This is a genomic window from Paraburkholderia sp. EG304 (assembly GCF_046543485.1).
Lineage (GTDB): Bacteria > Pseudomonadota > Gammaproteobacteria > Burkholderiales > Burkholderiaceae > Paraburkholderia > Paraburkholderia youngii.
Window position 1 is genome coordinate 402,231 of the sequence record NZ_JBKGUA010000001.1, and the last position, 17,468, is coordinate 419,698.

At 65.6% G+C, this 17,468-nt stretch carries 13 protein-coding genes; 3 read left to right on the forward strand and 10 right to left on the reverse strand.

What is annotated here, in order from left to right; all coding sequences use genetic code 11:
• Positions 1-80 precede the first annotated feature (80 nt).
• From ACLFKU_RS01870 to ACLFKU_RS01880, 3 genes are all read right to left on the reverse strand, one after another.
• Positions 81-1,265 carry a tetratricopeptide repeat protein gene (locus ACLFKU_RS01870; RefSeq protein WP_410847981.1) on the reverse strand — a complete coding sequence of 395 codons (1,185 nt, stop codon included), beginning with the start codon at positions 1,263-1,265 and terminating at the stop codon, positions 81-83.
• Between the two features lie 178 nt (positions 1,266-1,443).
• Positions 1,444-2,124: a PspA/IM30 family protein gene (locus ACLFKU_RS01875; RefSeq protein ID WP_368587082.1), complete on the reverse strand. Its 681-nt coding sequence runs from the start codon at positions 2,122-2,124 to the stop codon at positions 1,444-1,446.
• A gap of 459 nt (positions 2,125-2,583) precedes the next feature.
• Positions 2,584-3,246, reverse strand: coding sequence for a hypothetical protein (locus ACLFKU_RS01880; protein ID WP_410847982.1), 663 nt, complete (start codon positions 3,244-3,246; stop codon positions 2,584-2,586).
• A 556-nt stretch (positions 3,247-3,802) separates the two neighbouring features.
• Here ACLFKU_RS01880 and ACLFKU_RS01885 point away from each other — a divergent pair.
• Complete coding sequence (locus ACLFKU_RS01885; protein WP_410847983.1) at positions 3,803-6,304, forward strand: penicillin-binding protein 1A; 2,502 nt, start codon at positions 3,803-3,805, stop codon at positions 6,302-6,304.
• A 544-nt stretch (positions 6,305-6,848) separates the two neighbouring features.
• On the opposite strand, the gene ACLFKU_RS01890 is transcribed toward ACLFKU_RS01885, so the two are convergent.
• Genes ACLFKU_RS01890 through ACLFKU_RS01900 form a run of 3 tightly spaced genes read right to left on the reverse strand, consistent with a single transcriptional unit; the run spans position 6,849 to position 12,711 of the window.
• Positions 6,849-8,423, reverse strand: a complete 1,575-nt coding sequence (locus ACLFKU_RS01890; protein WP_410847984.1) for an efflux transporter outer membrane subunit — start codon at positions 8,421-8,423, stop codon at positions 6,849-6,851.
• 14 nt (positions 8,424-8,437) lie between these two features.
• The gene (locus tag ACLFKU_RS01895; protein WP_410847985.1) at positions 8,438-11,566 is read right to left on the reverse strand and encodes an efflux RND transporter permease subunit; all 3,129 of its coding nucleotides are present in this window, start codon (positions 11,564-11,566) and stop codon (positions 8,438-8,440) included.
• Entirely contained in the window at positions 11,563-12,711 is a 1,149-nt protein-coding gene (locus ACLFKU_RS01900; protein ID WP_368587077.1) for an efflux RND transporter periplasmic adaptor subunit, read from the reverse strand. The genes ACLFKU_RS01895 and ACLFKU_RS01900 overlap by 4 nt, the downstream gene beginning before the upstream one ends.
• A 217-nt stretch (positions 12,712-12,928) precedes the next feature.
• Between ACLFKU_RS01900 and ACLFKU_RS01905 the strand changes: the two genes are divergently transcribed.
• Complete coding sequence (locus tag ACLFKU_RS01905) at positions 12,929-13,546, forward strand: TetR/AcrR family transcriptional regulator (protein WP_368587076.1); 618 nt, start codon at positions 12,929-12,931, stop codon at positions 13,544-13,546.
• 84 nt (positions 13,547-13,630) lie between these two features.
• On the opposite strand, the gene ACLFKU_RS01910 is transcribed toward ACLFKU_RS01905, so the two are convergent.
• Positions 13,631-13,843 carry a hypothetical protein gene (locus ACLFKU_RS01910; protein ID WP_368587075.1) on the reverse strand — a complete coding sequence of 71 codons (213 nt, stop codon included), beginning with the start codon at positions 13,841-13,843 and terminating at the stop codon, positions 13,631-13,633.
• A 266-nt stretch (positions 13,844-14,109) separates the two neighbouring features.
• On the opposite strand from ACLFKU_RS01910, the gene ACLFKU_RS01915 reads away from it, so the two are divergent.
• Positions 14,110-15,177 carry a LysR family transcriptional regulator gene (locus ACLFKU_RS01915; protein WP_410847986.1) on the forward strand — a complete coding sequence of 356 codons (1,068 nt, stop codon included), beginning with the start codon at positions 14,110-14,112 and terminating at the stop codon, positions 15,175-15,177.
• A gap of 31 nt (positions 15,178-15,208) precedes the next feature.
• Here the strand turns inward: ACLFKU_RS01915 and ACLFKU_RS01920 are convergent, their stop codons facing one another.
• The 3 genes from ACLFKU_RS01920 to ACLFKU_RS01930 form a co-directional block, all read right to left on the reverse strand.
• Complete coding sequence (locus tag ACLFKU_RS01920; RefSeq protein ID WP_368587074.1) at positions 15,209-15,439, reverse strand: DUF2795 domain-containing protein; 231 nt, start codon at positions 15,437-15,439, stop codon at positions 15,209-15,211.
• A 192-nt stretch (positions 15,440-15,631) separates the two neighbouring features.
• Positions 15,632-15,886, reverse strand: a complete 255-nt coding sequence (locus ACLFKU_RS01925) for a hypothetical protein (RefSeq protein WP_368587073.1) — start codon at positions 15,884-15,886, stop codon at positions 15,632-15,634.
• A gap of 216 nt (positions 15,887-16,102) precedes the next feature.
• Complete coding sequence (locus tag ACLFKU_RS01930; RefSeq protein WP_410847987.1) at positions 16,103-17,440, reverse strand: C45 family autoproteolytic acyltransferase/hydolase; 1,338 nt, start codon at positions 17,438-17,440, stop codon at positions 16,103-16,105.
• Positions 17,441-17,468 lie beyond the last annotated feature (28 nt).

Consider the following 17,468-nt stretch of genomic DNA (forward strand, 5'->3'; position numbering starts at 1 on the left):
GGTACACAAAACCGGCAGGCAAAAAAACAGGCTCCGCGACGGAGCCTGTGTTTCATTCGACGCGGATCGATTGAATTCGATCAGGTATCGGTCCAACCGCCGGAATCGTCGTTGCTGCCCATGTCGACGCCGCCGCCGGTGCCGTCATCGTTCCAGTCGTTCGAACCCTGGCCGAAGTCGAGGCCGCCGCCGTTTGCGCCGTCGTTGCCGCGCCGGCGCAGTTCGTCGGGGTCGACGATCACGTCGCGCTCGATCACGCGGTCACGCCCATGACTGAGCGCCTCGCCAAGCAGCACGCCGGTCAGCAGACCGCCCATGCCGCCACCCATGCCACCGCCTTGCTGCACGATGACCTGCGGCTGCTGCTGAACCGGACCCTGTTGCGGATAAGGCGGCTGCGGATTGCCGAAGCGTTCGGCCTCCTGCGCATACGCCGATTGCTGGCCGGTGCCCACCGACGCGGCGGTCGGATCGGGCCTGCCGTCGGCGCGCGCACGCAGGCTCGCGATGCGCTGCTCGAACTCGTCGAGTGCATAAGGCGGCAGCGGATTCTTGCCGTTCGACAGCGTTTCGACGGTGCCGCGCAACTGCTCTTCGGTCGCTTCGACGTCTTTCTCGAGCAGCTCGTGACCCGGCGCGGTGGACAGCTTCACGTCGAGCTTGATCGAGCGCACGGTGTTCAGCATGTCGGTTGCGCGCTTCAATTGCGCGCGGCGGTCATCGTCGGCGCGGGTGTCTTCCTGGCTGCGCGCGCGGCGCAAGGTCCAGCGCAGCACGAACGCGATCGCGACGATCAGAACAACGATACCGATCCACATACCCACCCCCGGACCATGCCGTAGTTGCGCTTGCGACATCATCGCCGACTGTTGCTGCACGGCAGGCGCATTCTGCTGCGCGAACGGATTGGCGGCGTGACGGGTGACGTTGTTGCCCGCGCGTTCTGCGTCGCGGCGCAGGCGCGCTTCGGTTTGCGCGAAGCGGCTCGGGTCGGTGAAGCGGATCTGCGGATCGAGCGTCTTCGCCTGTTGGAGTTGCGCGAGCGCCTCGGCCGAACGGCCTTCGCGATCGAGCACCTGGGCGTACAGATAGTGCGCGTGTGCGTTGTTCGGATGCGCTTGCAACACTTCGGTGAGGCCGGCGTCGGCCTGCTGCCAGTTGCCCTGCGCCATCGCCGATTCGATTTGCTGAGCGGTCGGCACCGCGAACGCCGCGGCCGACACGAGCAGCAGCGAAGCGAAAGCGGTTGCGAAAAGTTTTTTCATTTGCGGACCGGGCGGCGCGCGCCCGTCTCCATCAGTCGATTGCGGTGGCTGCCTGCGGCGGCCGATATGCCGGTGCGTTCAGGAGCGAGCGCACCGGCATCTACTGCTACTTCTGCGGTCATTGCCGCGCGTACCTGCTGTGCGTAGTTGCCGTGGAGCCGGTACACGCATCCAGCATTTACTGCGCCGGCGTATTGAGCTGCTTCTTCAGCGCTTCGAGCCGGTCGTCGATGGACGGGCCGCGGTTCAGATCCGCGAGCTTGTCGTCGAGCGCCTTGCCGCTTTTCTCGTCGGCGGAGTTCAGACGTGCGTCGGAACGCGCGTTCGACAGCGCGACTTTATCTTCGAGTTTCTGGAAATCTTCGGACAGGTTCTTGCCGCCGATGCCGCCGAGTGCCGTGGCCGCGGTATCTTTCGCCTGCGCGATCTGCTGCTTGGCTTGCAGGATGTTCGAGCGCGCATTCAGGTCGTTGCGGCGCGTGCGCATGTCGTCGATCTGGCTCTTCAGTTGCGCGACCGACGGCTCCAGCGAGGTCAGTTCTTTCGTCAGTGCATCGCGTTCGGCTTCGGCGGTGGCCTGCGCGCCGAGCGCTTCACGCGCGAGCGCTTCGTCGCCGGATTGCAGTGCACGGCGAGCACCGTCCTCATACTTCTTCGCCTTGTCCGCGGCAACATCGCGCTTGCTTTGCTGGGTGGCGACCTGCGCCTGAATCTCGATCAGCGAGTTCTCGGCCTTGCCGATGCTGTCGTCGAGTTCGCGCACGATCTGGCGCGAGTCACGCGACGGATCCTGCACCGAGTCAGCCGCATCGTTCAGAAGACCCTTGAGCGTGCGCGAAATGCTGTCAAAAAGCGACATGAAAACCTCCAGAGAATGTGAGCGGCGCCGACGATGCGTGCGCCCCTGACTGCTTTGAACTACTGCTACTTTACGCCGCCGCGCGCGATGCTGCGCAACGTTCGGACCGGAGTTCGGGGCGCACTTGCCAATTGCAATAGCGCGCTCCGTTTTTGTTGGGGCGCAATGCCGGGTCGAGGCTTGCCTGGACGATGGAAAGCCGCGACGGGCATGGACTTGACGGCGGATATTACACCATCGGCTGTCTTAAAGATGGCTTGAACGATGCGGCCTTTACGAAGCTCGAACGACGCTGGAAAGCCACTGTTTGCACGTGTGTGCGGGCATTATCGAGCAGCGGTTCACACGGGTGTCACTGATGTAACGATATGCAACGGGGTCGCGTTGCGAACCCCCGCCTGTTCGCCCGGATGCAGTGCCCGGGGCTCGATGCTCGGTAATTTTCCGTCACGCTTTCGGTCACGCGAAGCGGCCGCCTTCGGCGCTCGGGTCGCTGTGCGGTTCGTCGTCGTCGGGGGCGGGCTCGTTGGGGCGGCGCTTCAGAGAGTTGCGCAGACGCGCCGAGGTGCTGGACAGCCGTTGCGACGCGGCTTGTTCGATCGCGTCCGTCTCGGTGTTTTCGGCGTTGTCGGCGGCTCGTGCCGCGGTCAGGCGCGCGACCGCTTCGGCGGTGGCCGCGGCCTGTTCGTCCTGCTCGGCGGCGAGCGCGGCGGCGACACCTGCGGGAAGCAGCGGGGCGGGGGAATCGGCAGAGTCGGCTGCGACGGCGGGGCGACCGGCTTGCGGCACCGCGGCCGGGTTCACGGTATTGGCGGCACCGGTAGCCGCGCCTGCCGCATCTTTGTCAGGCGCTTGTAGCGATGCCGGCAGCGCGGCGCGCGCATAGCGGGTACCGCGCGCGACGCGTTGTAGCGCCGCGTTCAGCGCATCGGGCGCGCGCGGCGCACGCAGCCGGTCGACGATGCTCGCGGCCTTGACCTGCTCGCTGGTCGCGCCGAAGCTCAGCACCGCGCGCCGCATCAGTTCGCTTACGCTGATGCCCAGTTCCTCCGCAGTAGCGGTGATCGCACGTTTTTGCGCAGTCGTGACGAATACGACGATGCGCTCGCTGGGCTTGGACATGATCGACTCGCAGTCTTGTTGGCATGGGCGGGTCGGCGCGTGCCCCCGGATACGGTGTCGGAACCCGTCAACGGAGCTGCCGTTGGAACCCGCCGCTGGGTCCCCGTCGCGCGCATCGAAAGACGTGCGCGGGGTTCATCATATGACGAGTTGCGCCGCCACGGAATAAGCGTGATGCGAAAATCCCGTGACATCAATGAGTTGTAGTGATTGCGGCCGGTTTGTCCACAGCCCTTTCAACAGAAAATGTTGATAACCCCGCATAAACCGCGCTTCGCACGCACGCTGCAATCCGCACTGCGCGAAATTACAGAGCCCTACTAGGAAAAGGCGGCCGTCGAAGGGAATTCTTACAAAAAAACTGCGTTGGACCGCTGCCGATTTCTTTAAAATGCGCTGTTACGTTGCGCCGGACATGGTCGGAGGCGTGCCGTGCGGCCGGCCGGGGGCAAGGTCCGCAGGGCGGCGTACGTCCCGGCCCGGATGTCGATCACGACCCATGCGCGCCATGCGCGCGTGCAGACAGGCGCGCAGTTGCGGGCCCATTACTCCAGTCATGCCAATCATCAAACGACCGCATTCCTCGAATTCTCCGGCCGGTGAAGACCGGGACTCCCATCAACGCACCCCTGGACGCAACGCCGCTTCGCGCGACGCCGAGTACGGCCGTCGTTCGATCGGGGCCTCGCTCGTGCTGTGGTTCTTCGGGCTGATCGCGACCGTCGCGGTGATCGGCGCGCTGATCGTCGGCTATGCGCTCGTCGTGATGGGGCCGCAGTTGCCGTCGCTCGACGCGCTCACCGACTATCGCCCGAAAGTGCCGCTGCGCGTCTACACCGCTGATCACGTGCTGATCGGCGAATTCGGCGAGGAGCGCCGCAGCCTCGTGCGCTTCCAGGATATCCCCGACCAGATGAAAAAAGCGGTGCTCGCGATCGAGGACTACCGCTTCTACGAACACGGCGGCGTCGATTTCCTCGGTATTCTGCGCGCCGGTTTTGCGGACCTCGCGCATGGCGGCGCATCGCAGGGCGCGAGCACGATCACGATGCAGGTCGCGCGCAACTTCTTCCTCTCCAGCGAGAAGACCTACACCCGCAAGGTCTACGAAATGCTGCTCGCGTACAAGATCGAGCGCGCGCTGACGAAAGACCAGATCCTCGAGCTGTACATGAACCAGATCTATCTGGGCGAGCGCGCGTACGGCTTCGCCGCGGCCGCGCGCGTGTACTTCGGCAAGGACCTGAAGGACATTTCGCTGGCCCAGGCCGCGATGCTCGCGGGCTTGCCGAAGGCGCCGTCCGCTTATAACCCGGTCGTCAATCCGAAGCGCGCGAAGATCCGTCAGGAGTACATCCTGCGACGCATGCTCGAACTGCGCTACATCACGCGAGAGCAGTACGACCAGGCCGTGAAGGAAGAGATTCACACGAAGAATCCGGGCAACGAGTACAGCGTGCATGCCGAGTACGTCGCCGAAATGGTGCGGCAGATGATGTACGCGCAGTACAAGGACGAAACCTACACGCGCGGCCTGAACGTCACGACGACGATCGATTCCGCCGACCAGGACGCCGCGTATCGCGCGGTGCGCAAGGGCGTGATGGACTACGAGCGGCGCCACGGCTATCGCGGACCGGAAGGGTACGTGCAGTTGCCGGAGGCCGGCGACGACCGCGACCAGACGATCGACGACGCGCTGACCGATCACCCGGACAACGGCGAGATCATCGCCGGCGTGGTGACGGCCGCGAACGCGAAGCAGGTGGTCGCGCAACTGGTCGACGGCACGCAGGTGACGGTGTCGGGCGACGGCCTGCGCTTCGTCGCTGCCGCGCTGAGCCCGCGCGCGAACCAGCCGCTGCGCATCAGGCCGGGTTCGATCGTGCGCCTCGTCGCCGACGACAAGGGCAACTGGCAGATCACGCAGCTTCCGCAGGTCGAGGGCGCGCTGGTGTCGCTGACGCCGCAGGACGGCGCGATCCGTGCGCTGATCGGCGGCTTCGACTTCAACAAGAACAAGTTCAACCACGTGACGCAAGCGTGGCGCCAGCCGGGTTCGAGCTTCAAGCCGTTTATCTATTCGGCCGCGCTCAACAAGGGTCTCGCTCCGGCGACGATCATCAACGACGCGCCGCTGTACTTCCCGCCGAGCACGCCGGGCGGCGACGCGTGGGAGCCGAAGGACGACGACCAGCCTGATGGTCCGATGTCGATGCGCCTCGCGCTGCAGAAGTCGAAGAACCTCGTGTCGATCCGCATCCTGTCGTTCATCGGCACCAAGTATGCGCAGGACTTCGTCACGCAGCGCTTCGGCTTCGACGCCGACAAGACCCCACCATATCTGCCGATGGCACTCGGCGCGGGCCTCGTCACGCCGCTGCAGTCGGCGGGCGCGTACTCGGTGTTCGCGAACGGCGGCTACCGGATCAATCCGTATCTGATCAACGAAGTGACCGACGCGCGTGGCGTGGCGATCTCGCGCGCGCAGCCGCTCGTCGCGGGGCACGACGCGCCGCGCACGCTCGAGCCGCGCAACGCGTACATCATGAACAGCCTGTTGCACTCGGTCGCGACCGCGGGTACGGGGGCGGGCACCAACGTGCTGAAGCGCTCGGACCTGCAGGGCAAAACCGGCACGACCAACGACGCGAAGGACGGCTGGTTCGCCGGCTATCAGCAGTCGCTGGTGGCGGTCGCGTGGATGGGCTACGACCAGCCGAAGAGTCTGGGCAGTCGCGAATTCGGCGCGCAGCTCGCGCTGCCGATCTGGGTCGAGTACATGCAGCGCGCGCTGCGCGGTGTGCCGCAGGCCGAGCCGCCGCAACCCGACGGCGTGACGGTGGTGGACGGTGAGCTGTTCTTCAGTGACAAGTTGCCGGGGCAAGGCTTCGTCGCGAGCATCGGTCTCGATACGAGCAATCCGATGGCCGGCGCGACCGATGCGGTGGGCGGTGTCGGGCCGGCGGGCATGACGCCGCCGGTGGTGCCGCCGCCGAGCGTGTCGACGACCGAGAAGAAGCAAATTATGGATCTGTTCGAGTCGAACAAGCCTTGATGTTTTTGACAGCGCGTACGCGGTCGGCTTCGGCGGGCCGCGCACGCGTTCACCCCTTCGGGTCGGATTCCTGACCTATCCTTCGTTCTTGCGCGATGCGTGCGCGAATGCATCGTCGCCTGAATCCATCGCGCGCTCAAGCACTTGGGCGCGATCTCCAGGCCTTATCAACAGGTCTTTCAACACATTCTGTGGATAACGGCGTGGGCCGATATTTTCCGGTCGTGAGTCCGCTTGAGCGCGTCGTTGCTTCGAAATTGCTGCGCCCAGTAACGCGCGGGACAAAGCGATTCGCCTCAAGCACTTAGACGCTCCGCCCCAGGCTTATCAACAAGTCTGTCAACACAAACTGGGGATAACGTTGAGGGATCCCAGGCGCTGGCGCGGCGAAAAACTCCGTCACGCGCACATGCTGTGCGATTTCGCACCTCATCCGCAAATCTCCGCGCGCTCAATGCGTTAGCCCGTTTTTCAGACGGTTTTCAACAGGCTCATCAACACGAACTGGGGATAAGTGCGCGGCGTTCCATAGGGAATCCCAGGTTTAGTCGGATGCGGTCGGGTTCGGTGTACCGACGGACGCCGACGCGGACGCGGCAGTGGAAGCCGCCGCCGCCGGCGCGGACGACGTCCCGCCCTGATCGAGCGGCGGATTGCCCATCGCCTGCAACAGCGCAGCCGTATCAGTCAGCCGCGCGCTCGTATAGCGGATCTCGTCGAGCTGCGCATTGCGCCATTGCTGCTCGCTCGAACGCGTCGCCGCGACGGGCAGCGAGCCGAGCCGATAGCGCGCCGACGTCTCGTTGAACACGCCCTGTGCCGAACGCGCGGCGATGTTCGCGGCATCGAGCGACTGCGCGTCGTGCTCGAGCGAGGCGAGCGTATCGGCGACGTTCTGGAACGCGGCCAGCACCGTCTGTTTGTACTGCGACACGCTGGCTTCGTACGCGTGTTGCGCCGCGCGACGCTGCGCGAGCAGCGCGCCGCCATGGAACAGCGGCTGCGACAGCGACGCGCCGATGCTCCAGATCGCCCCCGCACCGGACATCGCGACCGGCCAGCTAAACCCGCCTTGTCCCATCGATGCCGACAGCGACAGACTCGGGAACATCTGCGCGGTGGCGACGCCGACATCGGTCGCAGCGGCCTTCAGCGCGGCGTCGGCGGCCTCGATGTCCGGCCGCGTGCGCAGCAGCTCCGACGGCACCACGACCGGCACCTGCTCGGGCAAATGCAACTGCGCGAGATCGATGTCGTCGGGCGCTGCATCGGGCGTGCGGCCGAGCAGCACCGCGAGCGCGTGACGCGTGGTGAGCCACTGTTGCTTCAGCGCCGGCAGACTCGCCGACACGCTCGCCGCGCTCTGCTGCGCGTTCAGCAGATCGGCATGCGAGACCGCGCCGAGCGCGAAGCGCCGTTCGGTATCGCGCGCCTGATCGTTGGCGAGGACCACGAGCCGCCCGGTCGTATCGATCTGCGCGTGCAGCGCGGCGCTCGTGATCGTCGCGGTCACGATGTTCGCCGCGAGCGCGCGCCGCGCCGCCTCGAGCTGGTAGACCTGCACGTTCACGCGCGCGGCGAGCGCCGCGTTCGCGAGGCGCGCGGAGCCGAACAGATCGAACGTATAGTGCGCCTGCAACTGGCCGACGAACACGTTGTACAGAAACGTGTTCGGTCCGATCTCCGGGATCGCGAGCGCGCGATTGCGGGTGGCCTGGCCGCCGGCGTCGATGGTCGGCAGCAGCGAACTGCCGACCTGCGCGCGCAACTGCTCGCGCGCGGCGGCGAGACTGCGGTCGGTCGCGTCGAGCGTCGGACTATTGCGCAAGCCTTCGTCGACGAGCGCGTTCAGCGCCTCCGAGCGGTACAGCTTCCACCATTCGGGCACCGGCTGCGCACCGGTCACGAACTGCTGCGTGATGCCCTGCGCGGGCACGGTTTGCGTCGGCAGCGGCTCGGCACCGTAGTGCGCGGGCTCCGGCATCGCGGGCGCGTCGCCGTTCGGTCCGAACGAGCAGGCGCCGAGCAGGCAGGTGATGCTCGCGATGCCGGTGGCGAGCGTGGTGCGGGCCAGCGCATCGAAGCGCGCCCGGCGGCGGGATAGGGCGGGAATAGTCATGCTCGTGCTCATGCTCAGTTACCCGTGTGCGTGGCGTCGGAACCGGACGGCGTCTGCGGCTCGCGCTCGTCGGCACGCACGCGGAACGACGCGGCGTACAACGCGGGCAGATAGAACAGCGTCAGGATCGTCGCGCTCGTGATGCCGCCCATCAGCGCGGTCGCCATCGGCCCGAAGAAGTTCGAGCGCAGCAGCGGGATCAGCGCGAGCACGGCCGCGGCGGCGGTCAGCGTGATCGGCCGGAACCGCCGCACGGTCGCGCCGACGATCGCATCGAAACGCTTGTGCCCCGACGCGATGTCCTGCTCGATCTGATCGACGAGAATCACCGAGTTGCGCATGATGATGCCGAACATCGCGATCACACCGAGCATCGCGACGAAGCCGAACGGCTGGCCGAACAGCAGCAACGTCAGCACCACGCCGATCAGGCCGAGCGGCGCGGTCAGCACGACCATCAGCACGCGCGCGAAGCTTTGCAGCTGGATCATCAGCAGCGTGAGCACCGCGATCACCATGATCGGAATCTGCGCATTGATCGAGGTTTGACCCTTGGCGCTTTCCTCGACCGAGCCACCGATCTCGATCCGGTAGCCGACCGGCAGCGTCGCACGGATCGGCGCGAGCGCGCGGTCCACCGCGTGCGTCACGTCGATGCCTTGCGCGCCGGCCGACACGTCGGACTGCACGGTAATGGTCGGCTGGCGGTCGCGTTCCCAGATCACGCCGTATTCGAGGTCGTTGCGCAGATGTCCGAGGGTGCCGAGCGGCACCGGCCCGTTCGGCGTCGGCATCGCGAGCGCGATCAGCTGCGACGGGTCGACGCGTTCGGCGCGCGGCGCGCGCAGATCGACGCTGATCAGCTTGTCGCGCTCGCGATACTGCGTGACCGTGTAGCCGGACATCGTCAGCGCGAGGAAGCTGGAGATGTCTGCGGATGTCACGCCGAGCTCGCGCGCGCGTTTCTGGTCGATCTCGAAGCGCACCGAGCGCTCGGCGGGTTCGTCCCAGTCGAACTGCACGTTGCGCGTGCCGCGATTGGCGCGCATCGTCGCGGCGACGCGTTCGGCGATCGAGCGCACGGTCGCGATGTCGTCACCGCTCACCCGGAACTGCACCGGATAGCCGACCGGCGGCCCGTTCTCGAGGCGCGACAGGCGCGTGCGGATCGCCGGGAAGTTGTTGCGCAACTCTGGTTCGAGCCACTGCGCGAGCTTCTCGCGATCCTTGACCGACTTCGCGGTGATCACGAACTGCGCGAAGTTCGGCTGCTGCAATTGCTGATCGAGCGGCAGATAGAAGCGCGGCGCGCCGGTGCCGACGAAGCTGACCGAGTGATCGATTTCCGGCCGCCCCTTGAGAACCTGTTCGAGGCGCTGCGCCTGACGCAGCGTTGCATCGAACGACGCGCCTTCGGGCAGCCTCACATCGACCAGCAACTCCGGCCGGTCGGAACTCGGGAAGAACTGCTGCGGCACCAGCGAGAAGCCGGCCATCGCGAGCACGAACAGCAGCACGGTGATCGCGAGCACCACGAAGCGACGCTCGATGCACCAGCCGATCCAGCCGCGCAAGCGCGTGTAGAAGCGCGTGTCGTAGATGTCGTGTTCGTGATCGTCGGGCTCGTGCGCATGCCGCTTGCGCTCGGGCAGCATGTGATAGCCGAGCAGCGGAATCAGCACGACCGCCGCGAGCCACGACGCGATCAGCGCGATCGCCGACACTTCGAAGATCGAGCGCGTGTACTCGCCGGTGCTCGACTTCGCGAGCGCGATCGGCAGGAATCCGGACACGGTCACGAGCGTGCCGGTCAGCATCGGAAACGCGGTGCTGGTGTATGCGAAGGCTGCGGCGCGGGTGCGGTTCCAGCCTTGCTCGAGCTTCACCGACATCATTTCGACCGCGATGATCGCATCGTCGACGAGCAGGCCGAGCGCGAGCACGAGGGTGCCGAGCGATACCTTGTGCAGGCCGATATCGAACAGGTACATGCAAAGCGCGGTGACCGCGAGCACCACCGGAATCGAGATCACGACGACCATGCCGGTGCGCACGCCGAGCGATACGAGACTCACGATCAGCACGATCGCGACCGCTTCGGCGACCGCTTCGAGGAAGTCGTCGACCGAGCGCGCGACCGCATGCGGCATGCTCGATACTTCGACCAGATTCAATCCGACGGGCAGCGCGGCGCGCAGTTGGGTCATCTGCTGATCGAGTGCGCGGCCAAGGCGGATCACGTCGCCGCCCGGCTGCATCGTCACGCCGATGCCCAGCACCGGTTTGCCGCCGAAGCGCATCTGCGTGACGATCGGGTCGTCGTAGCCGCGCCTGATGGTCGCGATGTCGCCGAGACGGAAGGTGCGGTTGTTGATGCGGATCAGCGTGTCGGCCAGCGCGTTGACGTCGTTGAACTGGCCGCTCGGGCGCACGAACACGCGGTCGTCCGTGGTGGTCAGCGTGCCCGCGGGCGCGATCGTGTTCTGCGCGTTGATCGCCTGGCCGAGCTGTTGCGGCGAGATGCCGAGACGCGTCAACTGCGTGTTCGCGATCTCGATGTAGATGTGCTGATCGGGGTCGCCGAAATAGTCGACCTTGCCGACGCCCGGCACGCGCAGCAGCACCGTGCGCAGCTGGTCCGCGTAATCGTGCAGTTGCGCGGCGGAAAAGCCGTCGCCTTCGAGCGTGTAAATGTTGGTGTAGACGTCGCCGAATTCATCGTTGAAGAACGGGCCCTGGATGCCCGGCGGCAAGGTCGCCGTGATGTCGCCGACTTTCTTGCGCACCTGGTACCACGTCTCGGGTACCTGGCTCACTGGCGCCGAGTCCTTCATCGTGAAGAAGATCAGCGATTCGCCGGGGCGCGAGTAGCTGCGCACGAAATCGATGTACGGCGTCTCCTGCAGCTTGCGGCCGATGCGATCGGTCACCTGCTCCTGCACCTGGCGCGCGTTGGCGCCGGGCCAGAACGTGCGGATCACCATCACGCGGAACGTGAAGGGCGGGTCCTCCGACTGCGCGAGCCGCGTGTAGGCGAGGATGCCGAATGCGGTGGCGAGCGCGATCAGGAACACCACCAGCGCCTGATGACGCAACGCCCACGCGGAAAGATTGAAGCGGCCTTCTTCGTGCGCCGTGCTCATGAAGCGAAGTCCTCGGGATGCAGCGGCGCTATCGCGCGGACTTTCTCGCCGGCGCTCACGGTGTGCACCCCTTGCAGTACGACGCTTTCGCCATCTTTCAGGCCCTCGCTGACGACGAACGTGCGCTCGTAGTAGCGCGTGACAGTTACGCGACGCAGTTCGAGCGTGTTGTCCGCGGCGCGCACGACCCACACGGCCGGTTCGCGCCCCTCGTGAAACAGCGCGGTGACCGGCAGCGTGAACACGCCGTGCTGCGCGGCCGCCGCGGTGAGCGGCACGGCCGGCGTGACGTCGGCGGTCATGCCTAGGCGCACGTCGGCTCCGGCGTCGAGCAGCGTCAGACGCGCGCGCCACGTGCGGCTTTGCGGATCGGCGGCCGGCGACAGCTCGCGCACGCGCGCGCTGAGCTTGCGGCCCGGCAGCGCGGCGAGCGTGACGCTCGCGTTCTGGCCGACCGCGAATGCGGCGAGCGCGCTCTCGGGCACGTCGCACAGCACGTCGACGTCGCCGCTCCACGCGAGGTTGTAGACGGCCTGACCCGCCGACACGTTTTGTCCCGTGTCCGCCTGTTCAGCCGTGATGACGCCCGCATGACCGGCGGTGAGCGTCGTGTATTGCAGCTGATTCTTCGCGAGCGCCGCCTGCTGCTGCGCCTGATCGCGCTGCGCGAGCGCGGACGCGTACGCGTTGGTGGTCTGTTCGAGCTGGGCCGGCGCGATCAGGTTTTCTTTGGCCTGCGCCTTGTCGCGTTCGAGCTGTTGCTGTGCGTAGACGAGGTTGTGCTGCGCGGCATCGAGCTGCGCCTGCGTGCTCGCGGCGTTTTTCTGCGCATCGGCCGGGTCGAGCAATGCGACGACTTCGCCGCTCTTCACCGTGTCGCCGAGCCGCACCCGCCGCTCGATGATCTTGCCGGCGACGCGAAACGACAGCGGCGTCGAATAGCGCGCCTGCACTTCGCCGGGCAGCGACGCCGCCTGCAGCGCGTGACCGTCCGCATGCACGGCGAGCGCGACCACCGGGCGCGGCGCGGGTGCCGCGGCTTCCTTCTTCGAGCAGGCCGCGAGCGCGAGCACGCCTGCCAGCGCGAGCGCGCAGGTTTGCCTGGAGAAACCGCGGTGATGGAATGGGGGAGACTGCTGGCGCATCGCTGACGATGCGGGAGAACCGGGACGCTTCACAATTACCCCAACTGGAGACAGCGAACGAACACGGCAAGCCGCGCGGCCCGCCAGCGAAGATCTGCACGCCGTTCATGCTAATGGCATACAAGTATGGCTTTGGATGACGGAATGAATTCTAATACACTCATGTATCTGAATGTATAGATGGATTTGAATTCTTTTGGGTGCTAGGCTTGCGGCCATGAAACGTCAAAGACTGACACGAGAGCAGAGCAAGGACCAGACGCGGGGGCGGCTGCTCGATGCTGCGCAGGCAACTTTCATGAAGAAGGGCTTCGTCGCGGCGAGTGTCGAGGACATCGCGGCGGCGGCCGGCTATACGCGCGGTGCGTTCTATTCGAACTTCCGCAGCAAGACCGAGCTGTTTCTGGAGCTGTTGCGGCGTGATCACGAAGCGATGCAGACGGGCCTGCATGCGATCTTCGAAAACGCGGCTTCGCGCGAGGAGATGGAGGAGCGCGTGCTGCGCTACTACAGTTCGCTGCATCGCGAGAACAAGTGTTTTCTGCTGTGGGTCGAGGCGAAGCTGCTGGCGGTGCGCGACGGCCGTTTCCGGCTACGCTTCAACGCGTTCATGCACGAGAAGATCGAACAGTTGAGCGCCTATGTGCGCGAGTTCTCGGCACGCGTGGGCACGCCGATGTCGATGCCGCCCGAGCAACTCGCGATCGGACTGATGGGGCTGTGCGACGGCGTGCAGTTCTTCTACACGGTCGATCCGCAGAATGTGCCGACTGAGATGGCCGAAATGGTGCTGGCGGGGTTTTTCTCGCGCGTGGTGTTCGGGCGCGATGCGTGACAGTGGGCGTTCAGCCCGATGCGCGGATGCAAGAACGCGCGACCCGGACGGATCGCGCGTCAGATACGGCTAAAACCTTAAAAATCAGTCGGCCGGCAGTTGCGCGCAGGCTTCGGCGGCGGGCGCCGTGCACGCGAACGCGTACTGGCCGCTGGCGTCGAGGATCTTTGCCCCTGCGTGCAGGGCCACCTTGATATCCGGGCAACGCTCGTAAGCGATATATGCCGAGCTGGCGGCGGCCGACCAGCAAACCAGCGAAAACGCGATTTTTTCCAGCAGATGAAAACGATGTGGCATGGCGATGTGGCGGTAATTTCTTTCGGCCGCCATTTTACCAAGAGACTAGGGTTTATACCTAGCCAAAATCCACAATAGACGGCGCAATAGTGGCGAGAGCGATACGCCACCTCGAATCTGACCGGAATGTCATGTCCGGGTCAGGGTTGGGACATGTCCGATAGCTAGAATCGGTTGGATTGGGCAGGCCCACACGCATGCGGCGCGGGGCCACACAGGCGGCAACAGTTGCGCCGGCCCGGCTTTACCGAGGCAGGAGTCGTCCCATGAATCAACTGCAGTCGATGCGCGTGTTCGTCAAGGTGGCGGACCTCGGCAGTTTCGTTGGCGCGGCGGGCGCGCTGGATCTATCCACCGCGGTCGTCACGCGGCACGTCGCGGATCTCGAAGCGCGGCTCGGCACCCGATTGCTGAACCGCACGACCCGCCGTCTGTCGCTGACCGAATCCGGCGCGACCTATCTGGAGCGTGTACGTCATATCCTCGCCGATCTCGAAGGCGTCGAGCAGATGGTGGTGGCGCGCAATCACGAGCCGGTCGGCACGCTGCGCATCGTCGCGCCGGTCGTGTTCGGGCTGCATAGTCTCGCGCCGGTCGTGCAGTCGTACGCGGCGCGCTATCCGGACGTGGTGCCCGACGTCACGCTCGCCGACCGCCACGTCGATCTCGTCGAAGAGGGCTTCGACGTCGGTATCCTGGTTGCGCGGCAGATGCGCAGCGCGAGCATCGTCACGCGGCGGCTCACGACCGGCTACATGACGGTGTGCGCGACGCCCGAGTACCTCGCGCAGCACGGCACGCCGAAACGCCCCGAGGATCTGCTCAGGCATTCGTGCCTGAGCCGGCCGGCCGAGCAGGGCGGCGGCGAGGAGCGCGTGTTCAGCGGGCCGGACGGCGAAGTGCGGGTGCGGCCGACCAACGCGATCGCGGCGAACAACGCCGAGATGCTGCGCCAGTTCGCGCTGCTGGGCATGGGCGTGGCGATTCTGCCGAGCTACCTGATCGGGCGGGATCTGGCGGCTGGGCGGCTCGTGCGTCTGCTCGACGAGTACAGCCTGCCGCCCATCGAAATCACGATTGCGTATCCGAGCCGGCTGCATCTGCCGGCGAAGGTCCGGACGTTCATCGATCATCTGGTCGAGCATTTCCAGCCGGAAAGCGCACAGGCGCGAGGTTCGCGTAGTGCGGCGCTGGTGCGGGCGGTAGCGGCGGTGAGCGGGTCCGACGATCAGGCCGCGCGCGAGATGTCCGAAGACGGGCTCGAAAGCACCCGCACGACACGCCGTGTGATACGGGTGCCGCGCACGCGGATCGCGGCGTCGTCGCAGTTCTGAAGGGTGAGGTGACGCGTGTCTGAATCAGGCTTCAGATGCCTAGGCCCGGACCGTAATTGCCGCCGATCAGGCGCGTGACCGACTCGATATCGACGTAATCCTGCTCCGGCATGCTATCGAGCATCGCCAGCACCTCGTTGCTCGCGCCGGCTTCGCGCGCCGCGTCGACGAGCGCATCCTTGTTGGTCGGAAATTGGACTTCGCTGAGAAGGTCGGCGATCTGCAGATCGATCGATTCGCCGGGGATGTCCGAGGCCGTCATGCGCATGCTCCTGTCGAGCTCGAGTTGGTCACGTCGTTATTACCGCCGCGAAAAGCCAGTGCCTCGCCGCGATGAGTTTCTCGCAGTGTGTCGCAATCCCGCGCGCATCGCCACCCCATCTTCATGACAGCCGGCGCAAGCCGGGCCGGCGCGCCGTCGCGGCCGCGCGATCGCCCGCCGTTGCGGCCGCCCTCACGTGGTCAAATGCTCGTGCTGCCCGGTCAGGCTGCGTTCCAGATGTCGGGACTTTGGCAGCGCAATATGCTCCCAGTGCTGCGGACGGTTCGCGTCCGCGCTCGCCACGTCCGGGGCAGGAGGCGCGACCGGGGCGGCGTCCACGCGTTGCGCAAGCGTAATGGAATCCTTGCTGTCCGGCGCGGTATGAACCGGCGCGGCGAAACACGAGGCTGACAGCGTCACCATGATTAACAGTGTCGAGGTTTTCATCGCCCGACCTCCTAAAGCTCATGCGGCGCTGACAATCGAGCAAACCCTGTGCCGTCCCGCGTCGAAAGGACGGTGCAAGCCAAGGACGGCGTGGCGCTGCGCGGCCCGAACTCCTTACCATCTTAGATGGCAATTACTGCAAAGCGCGCACATTTGCGACAAAACCGTTTTGTAGATTCCATCATCGCACGAACCGGCGCGCGCGTCCGCCATGCGTTAGCGCAGCACGTCGAAGCGCGTCCACGGCCACGACGGCCGGTCGCGCATATAGCCGTTCAGCCAGTTCCACTGCGGATGCCGCTTCATGAACGCCTGCGCGTCGAACGGCCGGCCGCACGGATGGCCCCAGCGCGCGGAGAACGCCATCTCGCGCGCCATTTCGCTATCGACCACCTTGCCGTCGTTCGCGCCCCACGGATTGAACGGGCCGTGATCGGTGCCGCCGAAGCGCGCGTCGTCGAGCTCCAGATGCCCGCAGATCGTGCGCGAGCACGGGTTGTCGTTGCGATCGAGATAGACGTCGTGATGATCGGCGATCATCTGCTTCGCGAGTTCGACGTCGATGCTGCCGCGATGCATTTCCTCGAGCTGCATGAAACGCAGACGCCGCGCGCCGTTCTTGCGCACGTCGGTATAGTCCTCGCCTTCGCCGATGCATTCCTGGTTGCGGATCTTCAGATCCGTCGCGGTGTTGTAGCCGCTGTAGAAACCGTCTTTGGTGGTCTCGAAGCCCGAATAGTGCAGGCCGAGTTCGTAACGGGCGATCTCGCCGGTCTTCGTGTCGCCGAGCAGCCAGCTGTTCGCGTAGCCGCCGTTGTTCGCGAGCGAGAACATGTCGCACCATTCCTTGATGCTGTTCGCATATTGGGACGCGCGCCGCGAGCGATAGAACTCGGGCGCGCCGGCCGGGTTGTAGCCCGCGAAGTTCGAGATCGTCGTTTCGGTGATCATCAGCCCGGCCGCCGTGACCCAGAAATCGGTCAGGCTCGAGATGCAGCCCGGCAGGCCCTGCATCAGGATGCGGTTGCCGCGGTCGGGCACGATGTCGAACACGACGTTGAACGCGTCGCCGGCCGCGTAGCGGTCCCATGAGTTGTGCGCCATCACGATGCGGCCGTCGCGCGTCGCGTTGCCGGTCGCGATGAACGCGCTGCAGTGGTGACCACGCCGGCCGCGCCACAGTTTCGCGCCCAGATGCGGCTGAGCTTGCGCCGCATGCGTCGGCCACCAGCTTTGCAGCAGATCCATGTAGCCGTTCCACGCGAGCACTTCGGCGAACGGCAGCTTTGCGCCGTCGGCGATGCCATGAATTTCGTCGGCGAATTCGGTGTCGAGCTTGCTCGCGAACTGGCTCGTCGCGGCGTTGACGAAGGTGTCGAACTCTTCGCCGGTGTCCCACCTGGCGAGGTAGCGTGCGGTGCGGATCGCGTTTCTGATTTCGTCGGCGAGCAACTGGCCGTGCTGCTCGCCGCGATCGTACGGCTCGCCTTCGATATGCACGAAAATCCAGCCGGCCTGATCGCGGCGTACGGCCTCGGGGGACGGTTCGCTCATCTGCGGCTCCGACTACACGGCGTATAAG